The sequence below is a fragment of the Bradyrhizobium denitrificans genome, from assembly GCF_013179005.1.
Classification (GTDB): domain Bacteria; phylum Pseudomonadota; class Alphaproteobacteria; order Rhizobiales; family Xanthobacteraceae; genus Bradyrhizobium; species Bradyrhizobium denitrificans.
The window spans coordinates 34,459-54,509 of record NZ_JABFDP010000001.1; the positions used below are offsets into that span (position 1 = coordinate 34,459).

The following is a 20,051-nucleotide window of genomic DNA, read 5'->3' on the forward strand; positions in this document are numbered from 1 at the left end:
ACCAGAATGCAGCCACATGTCGCGCAACCACCGGAGCGATTGATCTATTACACCAACCATCGCCTGTCGCAGGTGCCGCAGCTCAAGTCTCTGCCGCCGCGTCTGGTTCGAGGCATCCATCTCGCGGCAATGGTGTTTCCGTTCAAGGTCAACAGTTACGTCCTCGACAATCTGATCGATTGGGGGGCGGCTCCGGATGACCCGATGTTCCGGTTGGTCTTCCCGCATCCAGACATGCTGCAGGATGGCGATCGGGAGGTCCTTGATGATCTTCTTGAGCGAGGGGATGAAGTCGCGATCGCCGCCGAAGTGCAGCGTATCCGCGCGGACATGAATCCGCACAGCTCCGACCAGATCGTCAATGTTCCGCTGTTCGAAGGGGCCTCCCTGGAAGGCGTGCAGCACAAATATGACGAGACGGCATTGTTCTTTGCCAAGCAGGGCCAGACCTGCCACTCTTATTGCTCGTTCTGCTTTCGATGGCCGCAGTTTGTGGATTCGGCCGTCGACCGGTTCGAGGCGCGGGACGGAGAGCGGCTCTACGCCTATCTGCGGACACGTCGCGACATCACGGATGTGCTGCTCACGGGCGGGGACCCGTTCGTCATGAGCAGCCGGCGGCTGGCCGATTACCTCGAGCCGCTGCTGGCGCCGGAGTTCTCACATGTGACGAACATCCGTATCGGCACCAAGGCTTTGTCGTATTGGCCGCAGCGATTCTATGTCGGCGCGGAGGCGGAGGAACTGAACCGGCTGTTGGTTCGGGTCGCCGATTCAGGAAAGCAGGTCGCTGTCATGGCGCATGTCAATCACTGGCGTGAGCTGACGCCCGAGCCGGTTCATCGGGCCGTCGAGGCGCTGAGAAGGTCCGGTGCGGTGATCCGCACGCAAAGTCCGGTGCTGCGCCATGTCAACGATGATGTCGCGGTGTGGCGTCGCAATTGGCGCGACCAGGTCGCGATGGGAATGATCCCGTATTACATGTTCGTCGAGCGCGATACCGGCGCGAACCACTACTTCCGCATCAGCCTCGATCGCGCGCTGGCGATCTACCAGGCGGCCGCTGCCGCGGTGTCGGGGATTTGCCGCACGGCGCGCGGGCCGGTCATGAGCGCGGGGCCGGGCAAGATCCACGTTCTCGGCCGGCTTGCGATCGGAAATGACGACTATTTCGTGCTGTCGTTCCTGCAGGCAAGGCGCAAGGAGTGGCTGCATCGGCCATTCCTGGCCAAATATTCTGCAGATGCGGCCTGGATCAACGAGCTCGTGCCCCCCGAAGGCGAAGACGGCTTCTTTTTCGACAGGCCGTACGCCGAGCTCTTGGCGCAGAGAAGCGGCGAACATCGTCTGGAAGCCGAGGAGGTCGGACATGAGTGAGATATCGGTCGCAATCATCGGGGCCGGCTCGCGCGCGCTCAACGTGATCGAACATCTGGCTTGGCGGTTGTCGTCAGACCCGGCGCTTCCCGGTGTCGTGGTGCATCTCATCGATCCAGGCGAGCCGTGCGCCGGCGTGCATGTCGCCAATCAGTCCAGCCAACTGCTCACGAATACGCTTGCGTCACAGGTGACGATGTTCTCGCCGACGAACAGGCTGGAGCCAAAGTCGCCGCCGAGTGGGCCGTCCTTCACAGAATGGGCGCGTCGTCAGGGTTACCGCCGGTTCGGCACCGAGTATCGTCAGGCCGCCGGAGGTGAGGAGATCGGAGAGCTCGATTATCTTCCGCGCGCCATGCTGGGCGAGTATCTCCGCGACGCATTCAGGATGGTGCTGCAGCGAGCGCCGAAAACGATGACGGTGAAACACCACCGGACGACCGCCATCGACGTCTCGGAGCATCCGCGCCGCGTGCATCTCGAAAACGGTGACCGCATCCCGTGGGACGCGTTGATCATCGCGACGGGGCATTGCGAGCTCCAGCCCTCGCCCGAAGAGCGCAAAATCCAGTCGTTCGTGACACGTAATCGGTCGCGAAACAGTCGGCTCAGATACATCGGCAATCCGTACCCCACCTCGCGATTGGCGGAGATCTCCCGGTCCGACGTGGTGCTCGTTCAGGGTCTCGGATTGACGGCGTACGATGTCATTGCCGACCTGACCGCCGGCCGAGGAGGCGGGTTCGTCGAGACAGGCGGCGGGCTGCGCTACATCCGTTCCGGCGAGGAACCGCTCATTCGTCTGTTCTCGCGCCAGTCGCTTCCCTACGGAGCGAGAGGGGTCAACCAGAAGGGGGTCGACGGAGGGCATGTCGCTCAATTCCTCACCAGACCAGGTGTCGACGCCATTCGGGCGCGATCTGCCGCCGGCGGAATGGCGAAGCTCGACTTCCTGACCGACATCCTGCCGCTGATCCGGAAGGACATGGCGTTCGCGTATCGGTGCGCCGAGCAGCGGCGAAAGATCGATGTGGAGGACTTCCGGCCCACGCCGACGGAAGACGCGATCATCGACCGGATCTTCGAGCCGAAGGAGCTGTTGTCTTGCGGCGGACTGAGTGAATTGCGATCACGCGTCGTGAAGTACCTGCGCGACGATTTGGCGGAGGCCGTCCGAGGCAATGTGGACAGCCCGTTGAAAGCGGCGACGGATGCCATCCGGGATCTCCGAGACGGTCTGTCTGCGGCCATCGAGTTCGGCGGACTGACGCCGGAGTCCCATCGTTACGTCGTCGAGGTGTTTGTTCCGTTGACGAATCGGATCACATTCGGTCCGCCCTTGAGGCGCAACGCTGAATTGCTGGCCCTGATCGAGGCCGGCGTGGTCGACTGGGCAGGCGGCGCGGGAGCCCGGATTCGCCTTGATGAAGGTCTTGCGCGCTTCGTGGTTCAGACGACGTTCGGATCGAAAGAGGAGTGCGTCGCTGGTGACGTTCTCGTCACGGCGCGGGTGTTTGGTCACCGACCGCTCGAGGACGTTCGGCCGTTGTCGCGAAATCTGGTGGAGCGGGGCATCGCCAGGCCATTCTGCAACGGCAACTATCATCCGCACGGTCTCGACGTGGATCGCGGCCTGCGGCTGCTGCGAGCTGACGGATCACCAAATCGAAGCATCTGGGGAATCGGCTTCGTCACCGAAGGGCCGCGCTTTCATACCCATGCACTCCCGCGGCCCGGCCGGCGCTCGAGCCAACTCGCCGATGCTGCGCGACTCGTGGATGATCTCCTCGCGTCGTTCGCATCGGGAGCAGCGCCGCATGCTGCGGCGGCTCAAGCTGAAGTCCTGGCTGAAGAAGGGGTGCGGTGATGCAACAAGATGCCCGCTCGCCCCTTGCGCATCTCGGCGGTGCTCTGGGGTTCGGCAAATATATGACCAACGCGATGGTGCTCTGTCGGTACAGCGACGGGACTGGCTGGGAAAAGCCGAGCCTGGTCCCCTATGGGACGCTCGCATTCGACCCATGCGCGCTGGTGCTGCATTATGGCCAGGCGATCTATGAGGGGATGAAGGCATATCGATCCCCCGACGCCTCGATCGCGCTGTTTCGACCGGATCGCAACGCGGCGCGCTTCCGCGCTTCTGCACGGCGCATGGAGATGGCCGAGATGCCGGAGGGCTTGTTCATCGAGGCAGTGAGCACCCTGGTGGACGCGCAACGCGATTGGGTGCCGGCTGGCGCGGAATCGTCGCTGTATCTGCGACCGGTCATGGTCGCCGACGAAGCGGCATTCGGTGTGCGCAGATCGACGACTTACCTGTTTTTCATTGTCGCGACGCCCGTGGACGCGCTCTACCGCGACGGCATGGCGCCGTTCAGATTGATGGTGAGCGAGGACTTTGCCCGCGCGGCGCCCGGCGGCGGAGGAGATGCGAAGACATCGGGAAACTACGGCAGAACATTGATCGCGCTCGAAGCAGCGCGAAGGAGCGGCTTCAACAACGTTCTCTGGCTGGATCCGGTTGAACGTGAGTTCATCGAGGAGGCGGGGATCACGAATGTCTTCGTTCGCCGCGGGCGCGACCTGCTCACGCCGCCGCTCAACGGTCGCATTCTGCCGGGCGTGATGAGAGAGACGATCCTGCAACTGGCCCGAGACTGGGGCCTGAGCGCGATCGAACGGGAAATTTCGGTTACGGAGCTGCTGAGCGGGATCGATGCAGGTGATGTTGATGAGGTGTTCCTGAGTGGCACAGCCGTTCACGTCGCTCCGGTCGGCGTCATCGCCCGGCGGGGGCGCGAACATCGATTGGCGGCCGCCGGGGAGGCGCAGAGCCTGGCGAAGCGGCTGTCGCAGGCCATATCCGAAATCCAGCGAGGGCTGGTCGCGGATACGCGAGGTTGGATGCGCCGCGTCGCCGCGCCGTCAGACTGTCTGGTCCTAAGCGAGCCTTGATTCAAGTCGGTTGCCGCTGATCGCAGGTCACAGCAAGCCTGCGCGACAGGGCGCGTCGCGCAGATCGTCTTGCCCGTCGGCAGACCTGCGTTGCGGGCTGACGGCTGGTCCGCGTCCGTCAGATTCGGTCAGGGTCGACGGGCATATCAAAGCGTTATCACTGAAAGCTCCGGGGGCGCGCTTTCATTCCAGGCGCCGATTAGTAGGGTCGCGTGGCAGAGGAGCAATGATGACGATCGTGGCCGGCAAGTCGCAGTCCGTTGAGACGGCGCCGAAAAATATCTGGACGGTGCTTGCGATCGCCGTTGCGGCACAGACCGCTGGCTCTTTTGTGGCTCAGGGCGTCTACGTGATGGTGCCGATCTGGCGCGAGGCCTTCGACATCTCGTTGGCCGTCGCGTCGCTGGCTGTGACGTTTATGAACGGCGGCCAGATCATAACCATGTTTCTGCTCGGCAAGGCGATCGACCGTCATGGCGAGAGGATCGTCGTCTCCTTGATGATGTTGGGAATGGGCGCCGCCGCCTTCCTATGTGCCGGCCTCGCGACCAGCTTCTGGGCGACGCTGGCCTGCATGACCTTCCTTGGCATGACCTATGCGGCAGTTCAGCCGGGGGGCACACGCGCGATCATCCGTTGGTTTCCTCCGCATCGGCGCGGTCTGGCGACCGGGTTTCGTCAAGCCGCTGTTCCGCTCGGAACGGCGCTGGCGGCGGTGTCGTTGCCGCTGACGGCCTATGCCTATGGGTGGCGCGCCTCGGCACTTCTTCTCGGAAGCGTCGCCGTCGCCGGTGGCGCCATGTTCTGGGCATTCTACCGCGAGCCGTTGGAGCCGATGAGCGCGACGGAGCGGGTCCTGCCGCTGAGAGATCTGCTCAAAGCCGTGGGACAAGATCCGCTCTTTTGGCCGGTGCTGTGGGCTGGCGTAACGATGTCTGCATTGCAGTTCACCCTGACGGCGCATGTGATCGGGTTCCTGTCCAGCGGTCTCGGCCTATCCGTCAAGACCGCGGCTTCCTTGTTCTCGTTTGCCCAGCTGCTTGGAATACCTGGCCGCATTCTGCTGCCGTCGCTCAGCGACCGCTGGTTTCCCGGCCGGCGCATCCGGTCTCTGGCCTGGACGATGATGATCGCGGCCGCGACCGTCGGAAGCTTCGCCCTGCTGGAGGCCGGAACCCCGCAAGCGGCCATCGTGTTGCTTCTCATCCTCCTCGGCGTGTTCGGTATCGGCTGGTTTCCGCTTTATCTTCTGCAGGTTGCCGAAATGGCGCCGCGGAGTTCGATTGCCTCGACCGTTAGCCTGGCGACGACCTTGTGCATGATCGCAATGGCGACCGGGCCGTTCATCTTTGGTCTTCTGGTGGATCAATCCGGCTATGCGGTTGCGTGGATCGCGCTCGTCCTGCCGGTGGCCGTCAGCGCGCTCTCACTGCTCAGAGGTCGGACATTGCGCGCAGCCAGCTGACTCCGGATGTTTGCTTGCCAGCGCGGTGCGCAAAGATCGTCCGGGAATGGCGTGGCGGCAACGGTGCGCCGCACGCGCAATGATTGACAACGCGCAGAATGTCGTCGCGGTGGTCTGCTCGGGCACACTGGCCGCGAAGCGTTCGCCGGCCAAGACCGCCAGCGCGCTAGTCTGCTGTCGGCTGCGCTGCAGTCTGAATCGCGCGAGCGACGGTGAACAGCACCTGTCGTGATGCGGCCGTTCGGGCGTTTGAATGCAGCACGACTTCCCTCTCCGGGAGCGGTGGCAGATGGAAGCGCTGAGTCACGTCGATGACCCCTGCCGGCATCGCGGTTCGGGCCATCGCGGCAATTGCCAATCCCGCGGTCGCCGCGGCGCCCACCGCGATTGCGCCGCCGCCAACGATCGCCTCTCGCCAGCGAATATCGGCCCTCGTCAAGGCTCGTACCGTTAGTTCGCGCACCTGACAGGGCTCGGGCTGGATTGCGATCGGCAACGGCTCCGATCGTCCCACCTTGAGATCGGGCGAGCCAAACCAGGAGAAGCGCTCATTGAACAACCGCTCGCCCGAGCGGCGGTTCTCGCCGTGCCGCAGGATGATTGCGGCGTCCACCTTCCCGCTGTCGAGGAGCTCAAGCAAGCCGCGCGTATCTCCGATCCGGAGATCGAGCACGAGATTGGGATCGTTTCCACCGACCCGCTCCAGTGCCACGGGAAGTCCAGGCCCGACCAGATGATGCGTGATCCCGAGCGTCAGCCGGATGGTTCGGGGAGACAGCGCGGCGAGCGCACGCTTGTAGGCATTCACGAGCTCACGTGCGGGATCGAGAAATCTCTCACCCTCGCGGGACAGGCTCACTTTGCGCGGTGTCCGGTCGAGCAGGCGCTGTCCAAGTCGCTCTTCGAGCCGTTTGATCCTCAAGCTCACGGCGGCCTGCGTCGTGTTCAAGCTCTGGGCCGCAAGTGTAAAGCTCCGCAACTCCGCGGTCAGAACAAATGCTTCTACAGATTCGGGATCAAGCGATGGCATTTGGAGCCATATCCAATCGTAATCACTGAAATCCATTACAGCACGTTTTCGGCGGAGAATTCAAACCGTAAGATGATCGCCCGGCGAGACGAGACATGCGCGCAGGCGGATGACGTGCACTGCAGAGCATCGGTTGCCAAGGATCTCGCGTCCCCGGCATGTCCCCGACCGAATCCGGTCGTGCAAGCCGCCTCGGCCCCATCCAGGGCGCCTCGCGGGATTTCGTGGATTGTCTTCGCCCGACGGTCAGGGGCAGGTGCCGCATTCTCGATGATGACAACGGCCCTTCAGCGATGCATCGAATTGAGGAGCGCAAGGCGACAAGACGACGTGATCGCCAGCGCGCTGTGGGCGAGATAAGGAGCCGGACCGCGCGTGACGTCTGCGCTCCCGACGATGCACGACATGCACTTGGCTCTGCTGAAGATCATGAGCATGTTGCAATCGTCTCAATTCGACGATCGGGGAATCGTGCAGTCCTCACGCGATCGGAATCGTCACCTCATCAGCCTTGACTGATATGCCTGGACAAAGCCGTAATCGGCATTCAATTGATTCCGGCCGCGGCCCGATCACAGCTATCCGATGGCCGTCGACTGAAAAAAACTAAGCGCCTATCCGTCCCTTGCGGAATGTTCTTCCTAAGGGCGATCTCGTTGATTCGATGTCCTTCGAATCAGACATGCCGCACGGCTTGATAGTTGTTGCTGCCGACCATGCCATGTCGGATTAACGAATAGTTGTCCTTCTCTGATACATTCTTAGGTTGCCCAAGATGCTTTCGCGACCTATCGTCTGTGGCTCTGTGAGAGGGGATGCAAGCGATGTTGATCAATCTGTCTCCAACGCCGCCCGATGCTGTCATGCTGGCGGCCAGACTGTTTGCGGAAGACCCCAGGCCTCACAAAGTGAATCTCGGCATTGGCATGTACTATGACGAGGAAGGCCGGATTCCTCAATTGGCAGCGGTGCGCGAGGCTGATCATCGCCTTCGATCGCGCAACCGGCCGTGGCCCTATCTGCCCGCGGAGGGGTTGGTCGATCTGAAGAACAAGGCCATGCCGGTCGTGTTTGGCGAAGACCAGGCGGACGATCTGCGCCGGCGCACGGCGTGGATCCAGACTGTCGGTGGTACAGGCGCCGTTCGCATCGGAGCGGAGCTCGCCCGAGCGATCGCGCCGGACGCGATGGCATCGATCAGCGATCCGAGCTGGCCGAATCACGAAGCAATCTTTCGCGCTGTCGGGGCCCGGGTTTCGAGCTACAGATATTACGACGTCGAATCCTGCGACATCGATGTCGACGGCATGCTTGAGGATCTCGGTCGTCTTCCCCGGGGGACTGTCGTTGTGCTTCATGGGTGTTGCCACAACCCGACGGGATTCGATCCGACGCCGGCGCAATGGAATCACATCGCGCAGGTGCTGGCGGATCACGGCCTGATTCCCTTCATCGATCTGGCTTATCAGGGATTTGGCGAAGGGCTTGAGGCCGACGCTCAGTCGGTTCGCATCATCGCGCAATCGTGCAATCTGATTTTCGTCAGCGTCTCTTTCTCGAAATCGTTCTCTCTTTACGGAGAGCGTGTTGGATTATTGTTCGTGGTTACCGAGAGCGAGGCCCAGGCGGCACTCGTCGGCGAACGCGCTCGCGCGGTCTCACGGGCGTTATATTCCAGCGCGCCAAGCAACGGAGCTCTCCTCATCGCCGAGGTTCTGGGCGATCCGCAATTGAAGACGACGTGGATCGACGAACTCGATGCCATGCGCCGGCGTATCCTGCTGATGAGGGCTGAGCTCGTCGACCAGCTCGCTGGCGGCAATCGAGGAGCAAATTTCGCGCCGATCAAGGCGCAGCGCGGGCTGTTCTCGTATTCAGGCCTGACCCGCACCGAGATCGAGCGACTGAGAGTCGACCACGCGATTCACGCGGTGGGCGATGGGCGGATCTGTCTGGCGGCGCTCAATGCGGGGAACCTTCCGTCGGTCGCTGCCGCAATTCGACAGGTTTCGAGCCGGCATTGACGGCGCCCGTGCAGTTTTGTCGCAACTTTAGGTCGAGTAAAGTTAATTTTGCCCGAGTTCGGACAAGTTTTTGCAGGAGATGAGTTCCGCGAAGGAGAGTGACCGTCAGTCGAATGGTGGGGCGGTCATAGAACCTGTTTCACAATTGATCATCATGATCGAGCGGTCGCTCCATCAGCGGGAGCGCGAGCGTGACGATCGAAATGCTCCGGAGGAGCTTGTGCAGAGTCTCGACAGATCGCTTTTGAAGCGAAGAGCCAAAGTATATCCAACTCTTAGAGAAATGTGTCTCGACTATGCATTCTGGCCGCGGCAGCAGCTGCATATCGAGGATCTCGCCGCTCTTCTGTCGTCGAGTGCGACGCCGGTCCGGGAAGCTCTCGCCCGCCTGGCTGGGGAGGGCCTGATCGAGGCGCTGCCCAACCGCGGCTACGTGGCGAAGGCGCTCTGCGAAGATCAGATGCGCGGCAATCTCGATCTTCTCTTCACGCTGCTGACGGACGCAATTGCACGGGCGAAGCCGGAGCGCTGGCCCATCCGGGCCGAGCAGGGCGGTTTGGACGAGCAGGATCTGTTCCGGTTGGCCGATGCGAACTTCATGAATATCGCGCGCCTGCCGGACAACGACGTGTTGTGTGAGCACATTGTCCGGCTGATGGAGCAGACGCGCTTCGTCAGGAGGCTGTATTTCGAGGACGACAGCGGCCGTGCGGAGATGACGGAGCCGATCAGATGGCTTCGTGACAGCCTGGTCACGCACGATGCGATGTCCGCGAAGCAGGCGCTGGACGATCAGATCCGTGATCTTCACGAACGCCTCGGTGCGCTGATCAAAGAGGGGCGCACGCGCTCGATGACTGTCAACCGTGCGCCCATGCTCGTTCGAAGCGTCGGAGCGATACGACTCCCCACGGCTTGAGCAGTCGTCGTGGGCCCCAGACGCGGGTGCGCCTGGGCCCATCTGTCTGCGTTCATCGGTCGCGTTCATGGCGGCAAGGTCAATGGCGATTGGACTTGAAATGAAGCTGCATATGGCTCTGGCTCGACGCGGGGGGAAGCATCGCCGATGGCCGGTCCCGGTGTGCCACTCACTTCCCTACGCGGTGATGTGCCGTCACGGCTCACGCGCTGCTTCCGCTGGCGCCTCGTCGGCGGCAGGAGTCTCCGATCAACACGTCTCGAACCCGTTCCCGTCCGGTCATATCAGCAGAGCGCACGGCTCCGTTGGCGATCGCGGTCACCAACGTTTGGAATATACAATCGCAGATAGCATCAAATATTGCTTCCGATTGTCAGCAATCGTCTCCTATATGGAGCAGCCGCGTGCTGCATTCGGGCGGGCTTCATCGATCTCGACCAGCGCTGCGGCGGGGCCTGCTGTGGAGGTCCGGCGCGGCGCAGGTCTGAGCGCGTCGGAATTCGGTCGAGCGAGCCATTGAAGAGGCCGCAGTGCCACCTGACCATCGATCAGCACCTGGCCCAGGTCGGAAGGGAGAAAGTGAAGCATGTCGCTCAGGGTCGGAGATTACGTCCGCTATGCGGATTATCGCGCGCATTTCGACGCCGACGTCGCTCGGCCTCCCGTGCTGTGGCGAAGAAAGGAGCTGCTCAAGGTTCTGGATGCAGCTGATAAGGACGAGCGCGGGACCGTTGCTCTCTCGAGCACGGGAACGATCGATGGGCTCACGATCATGGACGGACTCTCGATGACCGTTCAGGTCGTGCCGGCGGGATCGTCGACGCGGCTGCACTCTCATTCATGGTGGCATCTCTTCATCATCCAGTCCGGCCATGGTGTGGTCTGGTTTGGCGACGGCGGCGATGAGGCGCCGGTCCAGGCGGGAGACCTTCTGCTCGTGCCGGCCTGGAGCGAGCACGCGTTTCGGTGTTCATCCGAGGATGCCCTGGTAATGGCCGTGCTGGGTAATCTGCCGCAACAGGCGCGGCTATCGAACAAGCTCGCTCGCGAGCCGGGGGATCCAATGGCGGTCGGGAAACGCGCATGAGTGAGGTCGATCAGTCGCTTCCGCAAAAGGCATCGTGGCAGATCGGGTATCGCTGGATCGTGCTCGTCGTTGCGTCGATGGCGCAGGCAACCGCCTCGGTCGTGTCGCAGGGATCCTATGTGATGGTGCCGTTCTGGCGGGAGGCGTTCGTCCTGAGCGAGGCGCAAACCGGGGCGCTGCTTGCTGCCATGAATGGAGGGCAGATCCTCTCCATGATCCCGCTGGGCACGGCGATCGATCGTTATGGCGAGCGCGTGGTCGTCGGCGTCACCATGCTGGCGATGAGTGCCGTATCATTCGCGATCGGACATTTTGTCGACAGCTATGTCGGGCTTCTGTTTGGTCTGGTGGCGCTCGGCGCGTTCTACGCATCGGTGCAGCCTGGCGGCACGCGCGCGATCCTCAAATGGTTTCCCCCCAGCGAGCGCGGCTTCGCCATGGGCATCCGCCAATCCGGCCTGCCGCTGGGAACGGCGGCGGCGGCATTGCTGCTTCCGGCGCTTGCAATCAGTGCCGGCTGGCGCAACGTCACCCTCGTGCAGGCCGGCATCGGCATGGCCGGTGCGCTGCTTTTCCTCGCCCTGCACCGCGATCGGGATCTGCCGCCCCAAGGTGGCGCAAAGGGGCGCATTCCGTTCTTCGCTCTCCTCAAGATCATCAACGAGACACCTGGATTCAAGGCGACATTGGCCGCCGGCGCCATCATGGCGGGATTCCAGTACACCTTCTCGACCTTCGTCGTCGTGTACCTCGCGTCGGCCGTCAAGGCGCAGCTCCTGACGGCTTCGTCGCTATTCGCGCTGACTCAGATCGTAGGCGTAGTGGGACGCGTATCGCTGGTCTCGATCAGCGACCGGCTCTGGCCCGGGCGGCGCACCCGAACGCTGCGCTGGCTGATGATCTCCTGCGCGGGTCTCACGCTGTCCCTGTTGATGCTGCCCGCTGGGGCCTCGACCGGCCTGCTGGTGCCGCTATTGGCCGCCTTCGGTCTCGCCGGCATCGGCTGGTATCCGGTCTGGCTGCTCCAGGTGGGCGAAAATGCACCGAAAGAGGCGGTGGCTGCGACCGTGAGTTTCGCCATGACGCTCAACCTCGTCGTGATCAGCCTCTCGCCGCCGCTCTTTGGATTGATTGCCGATCTCGGCGGGTATGTCGCTGCTTGGATCGCGGTTGCGGTCGGCGTGACGATCGGCGCGCTCGCGCTGCGTGAGCGTCGGGTCCCCGTCGCATGACCGACGCGCGTGACCGCGAGGCATCGGGCGTTGCGCGGCATTGAGGGAGTGCCGCTCGACGGGGAGCGCGCGCGAGAGCTGTGAGACCGGCGCCGGCCGCGCGCAAGTCTGCGGCGGCGGCGCTCGTCTGTGCGATGCGCAGACGGCGCGCGGCCTCCGATGACTGCGGATGCGTTCGCGCGACACGGCTTGAAATTCACAACCCGCATTCACAACCTGCACCAGTGAAGCTCGGTCGCCATTTGCGCTGGGACATCTGCTGCTGTCGATGGCATTGAGCTGCAGCCAGCGCCGGCGAGGTGCGGGCGGATCGCCATGATGTCGCAAACGCGCGTGTCGTTGGTCGCGAAGGTCGAACTATATATTCGCTTCGATATCAGGCGATCACAGCACCGGACATCGGACGACAAATCCGCTGGGATCGACGCTGCATGATAGAGCCAGATATAGCTTCTGAACGGTTCGCGGCCGTCTTAGTCTTGCATCAATGGTCTTGATGGACGTCGTGGTCCGATCTGATGGAGTAGACTGGTGTACGAGGTTTTTGCGCTCCACGTGGCGTCCGATCCGCATCGTACGGTGGGGAAGAACTTCTTTTTCGATGCGCTGCCTGCCGATGTCGATACGGCGATGCCCCAGGATTATTTCTTCTGGGTGATCCGTGGAGATGATCGCGCCATCGTGGTCGACACGTGTTTCCTGGGCCGTGCGGCTGAGCGCCGCGGCAGGGTGATGCACGCATTGCCAGGGGTGCTGCTTCGTGAGCTCGGGATCGCGCCGGCGGGTGTCACGGATCTTGTCATGACCCACCTGCATTGGGATCACGCCGGTGCGCTCAGTGAGTTTCCGAATGCGAGAGTGTTCGTGCACGATGAAGAGCTCACCTATTGCACCGGTCCCGCGATGCTGTATCCGCAGGTCAGCAAGATCTACGACGTCTCCGATATTCAGAACGTGTTGGGGCTGCTGTTCGCCGGGCGGCTGAGGCTCATTTCCGCCGATCGGGAGACGCTGTTCCCTGGCATCGTGGCCGCGAAAGTGGGCGGGCATACGCCGGGGAGCCTGGCGCTGCAGGTGACCACCGAACGTGGCGTCATCGTGCTTGCATCGGATGCGGCGCACTTCTGGGCCAACTACAGCCGGCGGAGCCCATTTCCCATCCTGGATAGTTTCCCGCAGGCGCTGCGTGCCTTCGACGATATCGAACGACTTGCGCTCGGCGAGCTGCATCGGGTCGTCCCCGGTCATGATCCGCTCGTGCGTTCGGCGTTTCCGTCGTTGGGTCGGAATGAACGGATCAGTTGTCTTCATGAGCGGCCGGTCGCCGACATTGCCTCCCTCGTGGCGGCTCAGTTCTCCTGAGAGAAGGCGCCCCCGCATTCACGACGCCGGCACGCAGCGCGAGCCGGGTCGGGCCGGTGCGGCAGGAAGACGGCTTCAACGGCGCTTCGCAGATCGAGAGCGTGCGCGTTGGCTGCATGGCTCAAGCGAGCATCGGAGATGACGGATGAATGACGCGTATGAGGTGGACACTGTCATCGTTGGAGCGGGCATCGTGGGGGTTGCGCTGGCTCGGGAGCTGGCGTCCGCCGGGCGCGACGTGCTGGTCATCGAACGCGAGAAGCGCCATGGGCAACATCAGTCGTCGCGCAACAGCGGGGTGATCCATGCCGGATTCTACTACCCGTCCGGCAGTCTGAAAGCGCGTCTGTGTCGCGGGGCCAATCGGGATCTCTATCGCTACGCGGAGAGCCGGGGCATCCCGCACAAGAAGGTCGGCAAGCTTGTCGTCGCGGCAAACGCAGATGAGGTGGTTGGCCTGCAGCGGCTCGCCGCCCGTGGCGCCGAATGCGGGGTCGACGGACTCGAGATTCTCGATGCGGACCAGGCGCGGCGGTTGGAGCCTCAATTGTCGTGCTTCGCGGCCATTCTGTCGCCGTCGACCGGCGTCATCGATCCGCTGGCCTATCTGTTGTCGTTGCGCGGCGAGGCCGAAGCCGCAGGTGCGTCATTCGCGATGAGCTGCCGTGTGGTGCGAGGCGAACTGGGGACTGCTGGTTGGCGGCTCTGGCTGGCGGCTGAGGAGGGCATGGTCCAATTGGAGTGCCGGTTGCTGCTCAATTGCGCGGGCGTTGAGGCGCCGATGCTTGCCGCTTGTCTGGAAGGTTATCCTGCCGACCGTGTGCCGCCTCACTATCTGGCCAAGGGGCACTTCTTCACCTGCACGGCTCCTGTCCCATTCAACCGGCTGGTTTACCCCGTTCCCGGCAGCGTCGGTCTTGGTGTTCACTTGACCCTGGACGTGGACGGCAGCGCCAAATTCGGCCCGGATGTCGAACTCGTCGAGCGGATGTCCTATGACGTGCCGCCGGCGCGGGCCGAAGGATTCTACGATGCAATTCGAAAATTCTGGCCCGGTCTTCCCAACGCGAGCCTTCAGCCGTCCTATGCGGGGATACGCGCCAAAATCGGCTCTGTTGGCGCCTCCCAGGATTGGGTCGTCGACATGCCGTCCGACCATGGCGTTGGAGGGCTCGTCAATCTATTCGGCATCGAATCGCCTGGCATGACGTGTGCCGTTGCGTTGGCGCAAGAGGTATCGCGGCGGCTTCGCGTCGAGTCTCTCCTGTGACGAGGATTGGACGCGAGCTTCCGAGGGATGTCGACTTGGATTCGAAAGCGGCGGAAGCCGGATTGGAAGCATCGCCGGCCGCTTCGCAATCTTGACCGCGCGAGAGATCCTGTTCATCGCGATCGGTGGATCATCGCTCTGAAAGGCCAGCTCTAACCTGATCGACAACTCAGCACCTGTCCTGCCTGCCGTCAGGCGGCGCTGGCGAGGTGCAGCTATCAAGTCCTGTGCTGCGCGCATGAGAATGCGCCGAATGCCCTGCCGGCATCGATAGATGCTGCCTAACATCGATCGTGCTGCAATCATCTCCGAGGCCGTGTGATCCCATTCATGCCGTGGCGGGGGTGGTCGCTCGATCCGTTTCACCGAAATGTCACTTTCGACGTCGTGAGTTCACCGCAATCGAGCTCGACAATCATGCTGAGTTATCGCGAAGCGATGCCTCAGCTCGGCTGTGTTGCGTAAGGCTCAGCTGAGTGCCGCCATCGCCGAGATGAGCCTAAGGCGTCCTCGCAGCGGCTGACTTCCGCCGGGAAGGCCGTGCGCATAGGCGCGCTCCGGGAAATCGGTCCCCTGCACGCAGCAATCAAATTGAGACAGATTCGATGCACGCAACTCATCGGCGTGGCATCTGTTTGGCGGCATCTTCAAATGCGCTGCATCGTTTAGACATCGTCCGTCTCCGGGAAAATGCCATGCGTACATTCGGGAAGTATGTCCCGTGGCGCGCCTTAGGATGAATCTAAACGATAGGGTCAGATAATTAGATGATCGATCGTCGAGGCATTCTAATTAGTCGCGAACGCATTTGCGTTGCGGCCGCTCGAATGTCGCCCTAAGCAAAGCGGTAAAAAAGTAAGGGCAATCTGTGATCGGTTTGTCGGCGTGAGAGCTACCTTAGCGGGTAAGTTTCTAAGGAAGCCGACCGCAGCGTGATCTGCGTCATCAGAAGCAGATGCCGAGTCGACTCGTTATCCGCGGTCACCGCAGGCCGATCGTGGGATCAATGCGGCATGCTGGCCTGTGTTGGGGAGTTTGGTGGGAATGCGGCGTACTCGCGTGGGGGGAGCAGTAGCTCCATTTGTTGCGACTTTGTTGGGTGGAGTGACGTTGTTCGAGATGCCCGCCCATTCTCAGCCGCAGGCTGAAATGGCGCTGCCGCCCGTGACGGTTGATGCCCCCACGGCTCGGTCGACTCGCGCCGTGCCAGCCAAGCGGCCTCCCGCACGCACTCGGTCCGCCTCGCGGCGCAACGCGCCGCCGCCCCCGTCACGCGCTGATCGAGCACCGGAGGCGTCATCGCCCGGCGTCGCGCCGGCCTTTGCCGGCGGTCAGGTCGCTCTCGGGGGACGCGTGGGGCTGCTCGGAAATGTCCCTACGATGAAGTCGCCCTTCAATGTCGCCAGCTATACGGACAATTTGATCCGGGACCGGCAGGCCGCGACAGCGGCGGATGCGCTGATCCTTGATCCCTCCGTGCGCAGCACTCATCCGGGCGGCGGTGTGCTCGACTCCTTCAACATTCGCGGCTTTCCGATCGGCGAAGGCAACAGCGGGGAATTCGCCTTCGAAGGCCTCTACGGAATCGCGCCGACCTATCGGCTGTTCACCGACTATATCGAGCGCATCGAGGTGCTCAAAGGGCCTTCGGCTGCGCTGTCGGGCGCCGCGCCGAATGGCGGCGTCGGTGGTGTCATCAATGTCGTGCCCAAGCGCGCCGGGGAGGATCTGACCCGCTTCACGCTGGATTACGGCTCGACCGCCCGATTCGGAGGGCAATGGGACGTCGCGCGACGCTATGGTGCCGGGCGGGAATGGGGCGTGCGCGCGAGCGGCAGTCTGCGGGGCGGTGATACGCCGATCGACCGTCAGTCTGAGACGACCGGCGTTGGCTCGCTTGCCCTCGACTACCAAGGCCAGCGCTACAGGTCCTGGCTCTATCTGCTCGCCCAGACCGATCGGTTCGACGCGCCTGTACGGCCTTTCTTGATGGCTCCCCGCCTGCAGGTGCCCACGGCGCCGGACGGCAAGTTGAATGTGACCCAGCCTTGGGAATGGTCGCACATCGACGACAAATCCGTGTTGTGGCGGAACGAATATGATCTGAGCAACCAGGTCACGCTGTTCGGCGATATCGGCGGCTCGCGAACCGATGTGTCACGCTTCTTCGGCCTGCCGACGATCATCAATGCTCGTGGCGATACCACGTCGACGCCGCAATTCTTTGGGCTGAACATCGATCGATATACCTATGATGGCGGATTCCGCGCGCGATTTGACACCGGAATTGTTCACCATGCCCTGACTGTCCAGGCTTCGGTCTATCATGACGAGCTGTACCGGCGCTTGACCAACGGAACGCTTGTCACCTCGAACATCTACAGTCCGAGCCTCGCTGCCACGCAGTTCGCGAACGATATGCCGGGGCGTCCAAGGCTCTCGGACAGCACGCTCACTGGCGTGTCGGTCGCTGATACGCTGTCGGTGCTCGACGAGCGTGTGTTGTTGACCCTGGGCGTCCGGCGCCAGGGTATCGAGGCGAATAATTATCTGTCCAATGTTGGAACGCTGACGTCGTCCTACGACAAGAGCGCGACCACGCCCGTGGTTGGCCTCGTGATCCGTCCCTTGGAGCACCTGTCTCTGTATGCAAACTACATCGAAGGCCTCAGCCGCGGTGACGTCGCGCCGCAGCAAGCTTCGAATTTCGGCGAGGTTCTCGCTCCCTATGTCGCAAGACAATATGAGGCCGGCATCAAGGTCGATTTCGGCCGGCTCGCGACCACTCTCAGCGGCTTCGAGATCTCGAAGGCGAGCGGGGAGCTGTTTGCGGGGCGCTTCGCGGCCACCGCCGAGCAAAGGGTACGGGGGATCGAGCTCAACGTTGCCGGCGAACTCACGCAGAGCGTCCGCGTGCTCGGAGGCTTGGCGATTCTGGATGGGACCCTGACCAAGAGCGCGGTCGCGTCCAATGTGGGCCATACGCCTATCGGCGTTCCGAACCTGCAGGCCAATCTTGGCCTCGAATGGGACCTGCCGTGGGTCGCAGGGCTCACTTTGAACGGCGCCGTCATCTATACGGGCAAGCAATTCATCGATGCGGGCAACAGCCAGTCCATTCCGGATTGGACGCGGCTCGACCTCGGGGCCCGCTACACAACGATGATCAACGGCAAAAAGACGGTGCTCCGCGCGAATATCCAGAACGTGACCGGGGAGAGCTACTGGTCAAGCGTGGCGTCATTCGGGACTTTCTTCCTCGGTGCGCCGCGCACCTACCTGCTGTCGATGAGCGTGGACATGTAGTTGCCGCGTTGCTCGTCAGCCGGAACGTAAGCGAAGCACGATCATGGACACCGCAACGATCCGTTTGCGGCTCGGTGAGGCGCATGGTCGTGCCTCGCCTCCTCCATCGCTGCGCGGGGCGCCACGGCTTGCCCTCGCAGCTGGCGCCTCGGGGCAATGTCGCGGCTCTGCTCCAAGGACGTGGTGAACAACGGCCGCCCACTCATATGGAGATCGAGTTGATCGAGATGCAAGTCCGCCTCGTATCGCCCGAAAGCTTGATTCCAACCGAGGACGTCGATCCCGAAAGGGTCATCGAGCTGCAGGCGCAGATCCTCCGCCAGGGTATCTGGACTGTTCCCATTACCATTGAGAAGGACGCGCTGTTCGTCATGGACGGCCACCATCGGCTCACGGTGGCACGTCGCCTGCGACTGGCGTTCATCCCGGTGGTGCCGCTGGACTACACGGTCGTGCGGTTGGAGAGCTGGCGGCCGGATCTGACGATCACACCCGCATGCATCTTTGCGATGGCGCGCAGCGGCCGGACCTTTCCATGCAAGACGACGCGACACATCGTCGACCAGGGCCTGCCGAGCTGCAGCCTCTCGCTGGAGGCCTTGCGCCATCCTGCGCCGGCCAGGCTTGCACCAGCTGACCTCGAGAGAGCCGGGTGATGCTGTTGCACGGCCACAAGCTTGGCGCATGTTTGCCGCCTCTTCTGAGGTCCGGCGCCCTGGCGCTGCTCAACGAAAACGGCGCGCTCCTGCACGGCTGGATCGCGCATCATGGCTCCCCAACCCATCTGATCTGGCCTGAAGAGCTGCAGAGCAACATCGCGTCGCTCAAGTGTGTGCTGCAGGATAGCGGCGTCGCGCACGCGATCTATTATGGAGCGAAGGCCAATAAGTCGCCGGCGCTGTTGGCCGCCGCGCTGGGCGCGGGCGCAGGCATCGACGTGTCGAGCCTCTATGAGCTGCGCGAGGCAAGGCGCCTCGGTGCGGACGGCGCGCAGATCGTGGCGACCGGGCCGGCAAAGACGGCCGCGTTCCACCGCGAGCTCATTGCAGCGAACGCGCTGATTTCTGTCGATTCGCCCGAGGAGCTCGACGATCTCATCGGCAGCTTGCCTTCGGACGAACGCGAGCCGGTCTGCCCGGTGCTGTTGCGGTTGCGCCCTCACAGCCAGGCGCAAAGCCGCTTCGGCATGCCGGCCGCCGCCATTCGGCGTTGCCTGGCGCAGATCGCGGACGAGCGCAGATTGCGCCTCGATGGGCTGCACTTTCACTTGGGCGGTTATGATTGGCCCTCGCGCGCGCAGGCGATCGACGAGGTTGCCGGCCTGATCGGCGAATGCCGCGCACGCGGTTTCTCGCCGCGGATGATCGACATCGGTGGCGGGCTTCCGGCCCAGTATGTCGATCATGACGTCTATCAGGCGCATCTCGCGGCACAGGCGCCCGAGGATTATCGCACGCGCGAGGTGCCGGCTTCGTTCTATCCCTATGGCGGCAGGCTCTCTGCGGCCACTTGGCTGCGCTGTCTGCTCCGTGCTCCGCTGGCCGACGGCCGCAGCATTGCTGACTATCTGACCGATGAAGGGCTGGTGCTGGCGATGGAGCCGGGGCGGGCGCTGGCCGATCACGCGGCGCTGTCGGTCTTCCGAGTGACGCGCGTGAAGGCACTGGCCTGCGATGCGCATGTCCTCTTCGTGGAGGGCAGCAGCTTCAGCGCATGCGAAACCTGGTTCCGATCCGAATTCCTGGTCGACCCGATCCTGATTCCGCACGACGCGCGCCCGGCCGGCGCTCCGCCGATCAGAGCCTATCTCGCGGGACATAGCTGCCTGGATGACGACGTGCTCTCCAACCGCTGGCTGACCTTTCCGGTCGCTCCGCAAGCAGGTGATCTTCTCGTCTACGCCAATACTGCCGGCTACCAGATGGATCTGCTCGAAAATCAGTTCCACCGCCACCCGATGCCGAACCGCCTCTGCGTCGCCCAGGACGGCAAAGGGCAACTCACGCTGATTCCCGATACATAGG

The 20,051-nt window shown here is 62.8% G+C and carries 14 protein-coding genes; 13 read left to right on the forward strand and 1 reads right to left on the reverse strand.

Going from position 1 to position 20,051, the window contains the following annotated elements:
• Positions 1-39: 39 nt before the first annotated feature.
• The 4 genes from HL671_RS00100 to HL671_RS00115 all read left to right on the forward strand — a co-directional run bounded on the left by HL671_RS00100 (position 40) and on the right by HL671_RS00115 (position 5,797).
• On the forward strand, positions 40-1,377 hold the full coding sequence (locus HL671_RS00100; protein ID WP_041750284.1) for a KamA family radical SAM protein: 1,338 nt from the start codon (positions 40-42) through the stop codon (positions 1,375-1,377).
• The gene (locus HL671_RS00105) at positions 1,370-3,244 is read left to right on the forward strand and encodes an FAD/NAD(P)-binding protein (RefSeq protein WP_172235270.1); all 1,875 of its coding nucleotides are present in this window, start codon (positions 1,370-1,372) and stop codon (positions 3,242-3,244) included. Before HL671_RS00100 ends, HL671_RS00105 begins: the two co-directional genes overlap by 8 nt.
• On the forward strand, positions 3,244-4,332 hold the full coding sequence (locus HL671_RS00110; protein WP_210263698.1) for a branched-chain amino acid aminotransferase: 1,089 nt from the start codon (positions 3,244-3,246) through the stop codon (positions 4,330-4,332). Before HL671_RS00105 ends, HL671_RS00110 begins: the two co-directional genes overlap by 1 nt.
• Positions 4,333-4,558: 226 nt before the next feature.
• The gene (locus HL671_RS00115) at positions 4,559-5,797 is read left to right on the forward strand and encodes an MFS transporter (RefSeq protein WP_246705791.1); all 1,239 of its coding nucleotides are present in this window, start codon (positions 4,559-4,561) and stop codon (positions 5,795-5,797) included.
• 166 nt (positions 5,798-5,963) lie between these two features.
• Here the strand turns inward: HL671_RS00115 and HL671_RS00120 are convergent, their stop codons facing one another.
• A complete protein-coding gene (locus HL671_RS00120; protein ID WP_041751197.1) occupies positions 5,964-6,827 on the reverse strand; it encodes a LysR family transcriptional regulator in 864 nt (287 codons plus the stop codon).
• Positions 6,828-7,651: 824 nt separating this feature from the next.
• Between HL671_RS00120 and HL671_RS00125 the strand changes: the two genes are divergently transcribed.
• From HL671_RS00125 to HL671_RS00165, 9 genes are all read left to right on the forward strand, one after another.
• Positions 7,652-8,851, forward strand: a complete 1,200-nt coding sequence (locus tag HL671_RS00125; protein WP_172235273.1) for an amino acid aminotransferase — start codon at positions 7,652-7,654, stop codon at positions 8,849-8,851.
• 79 nt (positions 8,852-8,930) lie between these two features.
• The gene (locus HL671_RS00130) at positions 8,931-9,770 is read left to right on the forward strand and encodes a GntR family transcriptional regulator (protein WP_172235274.1); all 840 of its coding nucleotides are present in this window, start codon (positions 8,931-8,933) and stop codon (positions 9,768-9,770) included.
• Positions 9,771-10,356: 586 nt separating this feature from the next.
• Positions 10,357-10,857 carry a cupin domain-containing protein gene (locus tag HL671_RS00135; RefSeq protein WP_172235275.1) on the forward strand — a complete coding sequence of 167 codons (501 nt, stop codon included), beginning with the start codon at positions 10,357-10,359 and terminating at the stop codon, positions 10,855-10,857.
• Entirely contained in the window at positions 10,854-12,089 is a 1,236-nt protein-coding gene (locus HL671_RS00140) for an MFS transporter (protein WP_172235276.1), read from the forward strand. The genes HL671_RS00135 and HL671_RS00140 overlap by 4 nt, the downstream gene beginning before the upstream one ends.
• 531 nt (positions 12,090-12,620) lie before the next feature.
• The gene (locus HL671_RS00145) at positions 12,621-13,451 is read left to right on the forward strand and encodes an N-acyl homoserine lactonase family protein (protein ID WP_172235277.1); all 831 of its coding nucleotides are present in this window, start codon (positions 12,621-12,623) and stop codon (positions 13,449-13,451) included.
• Positions 13,452-13,596: 145 nt separating this feature from the next.
• Positions 13,597-14,721, forward strand: a complete 1,125-nt coding sequence (locus HL671_RS00150; RefSeq protein ID WP_172235278.1) for an NAD(P)/FAD-dependent oxidoreductase — start codon at positions 13,597-13,599, stop codon at positions 14,719-14,721.
• A gap of 1,380 nt (positions 14,722-16,101) precedes the next feature.
• A complete protein-coding gene (locus HL671_RS00155) occupies positions 16,102-18,027 on the forward strand; it encodes a TonB-dependent receptor (RefSeq protein WP_246579565.1) in 1,926 nt (641 codons plus the stop codon).
• A 227-nt stretch (positions 18,028-18,254) separates the two neighbouring features.
• Positions 18,255-18,683 (forward strand): ParB N-terminal domain-containing protein, encoded by a 429-nt coding sequence (locus HL671_RS00160; RefSeq protein ID WP_172235443.1) that lies wholly within the window; start codon positions 18,255-18,257, stop codon positions 18,681-18,683.
• Positions 18,683-20,050, forward strand: a complete 1,368-nt coding sequence (locus HL671_RS00165; protein ID WP_172235280.1) for a Y4yA family PLP-dependent enzyme — start codon at positions 18,683-18,685, stop codon at positions 20,048-20,050. Before HL671_RS00160 ends, HL671_RS00165 begins: the two co-directional genes overlap by 1 nt.
• The last annotated feature ends 1 nt before the right edge of the window (position 20,051 follow it).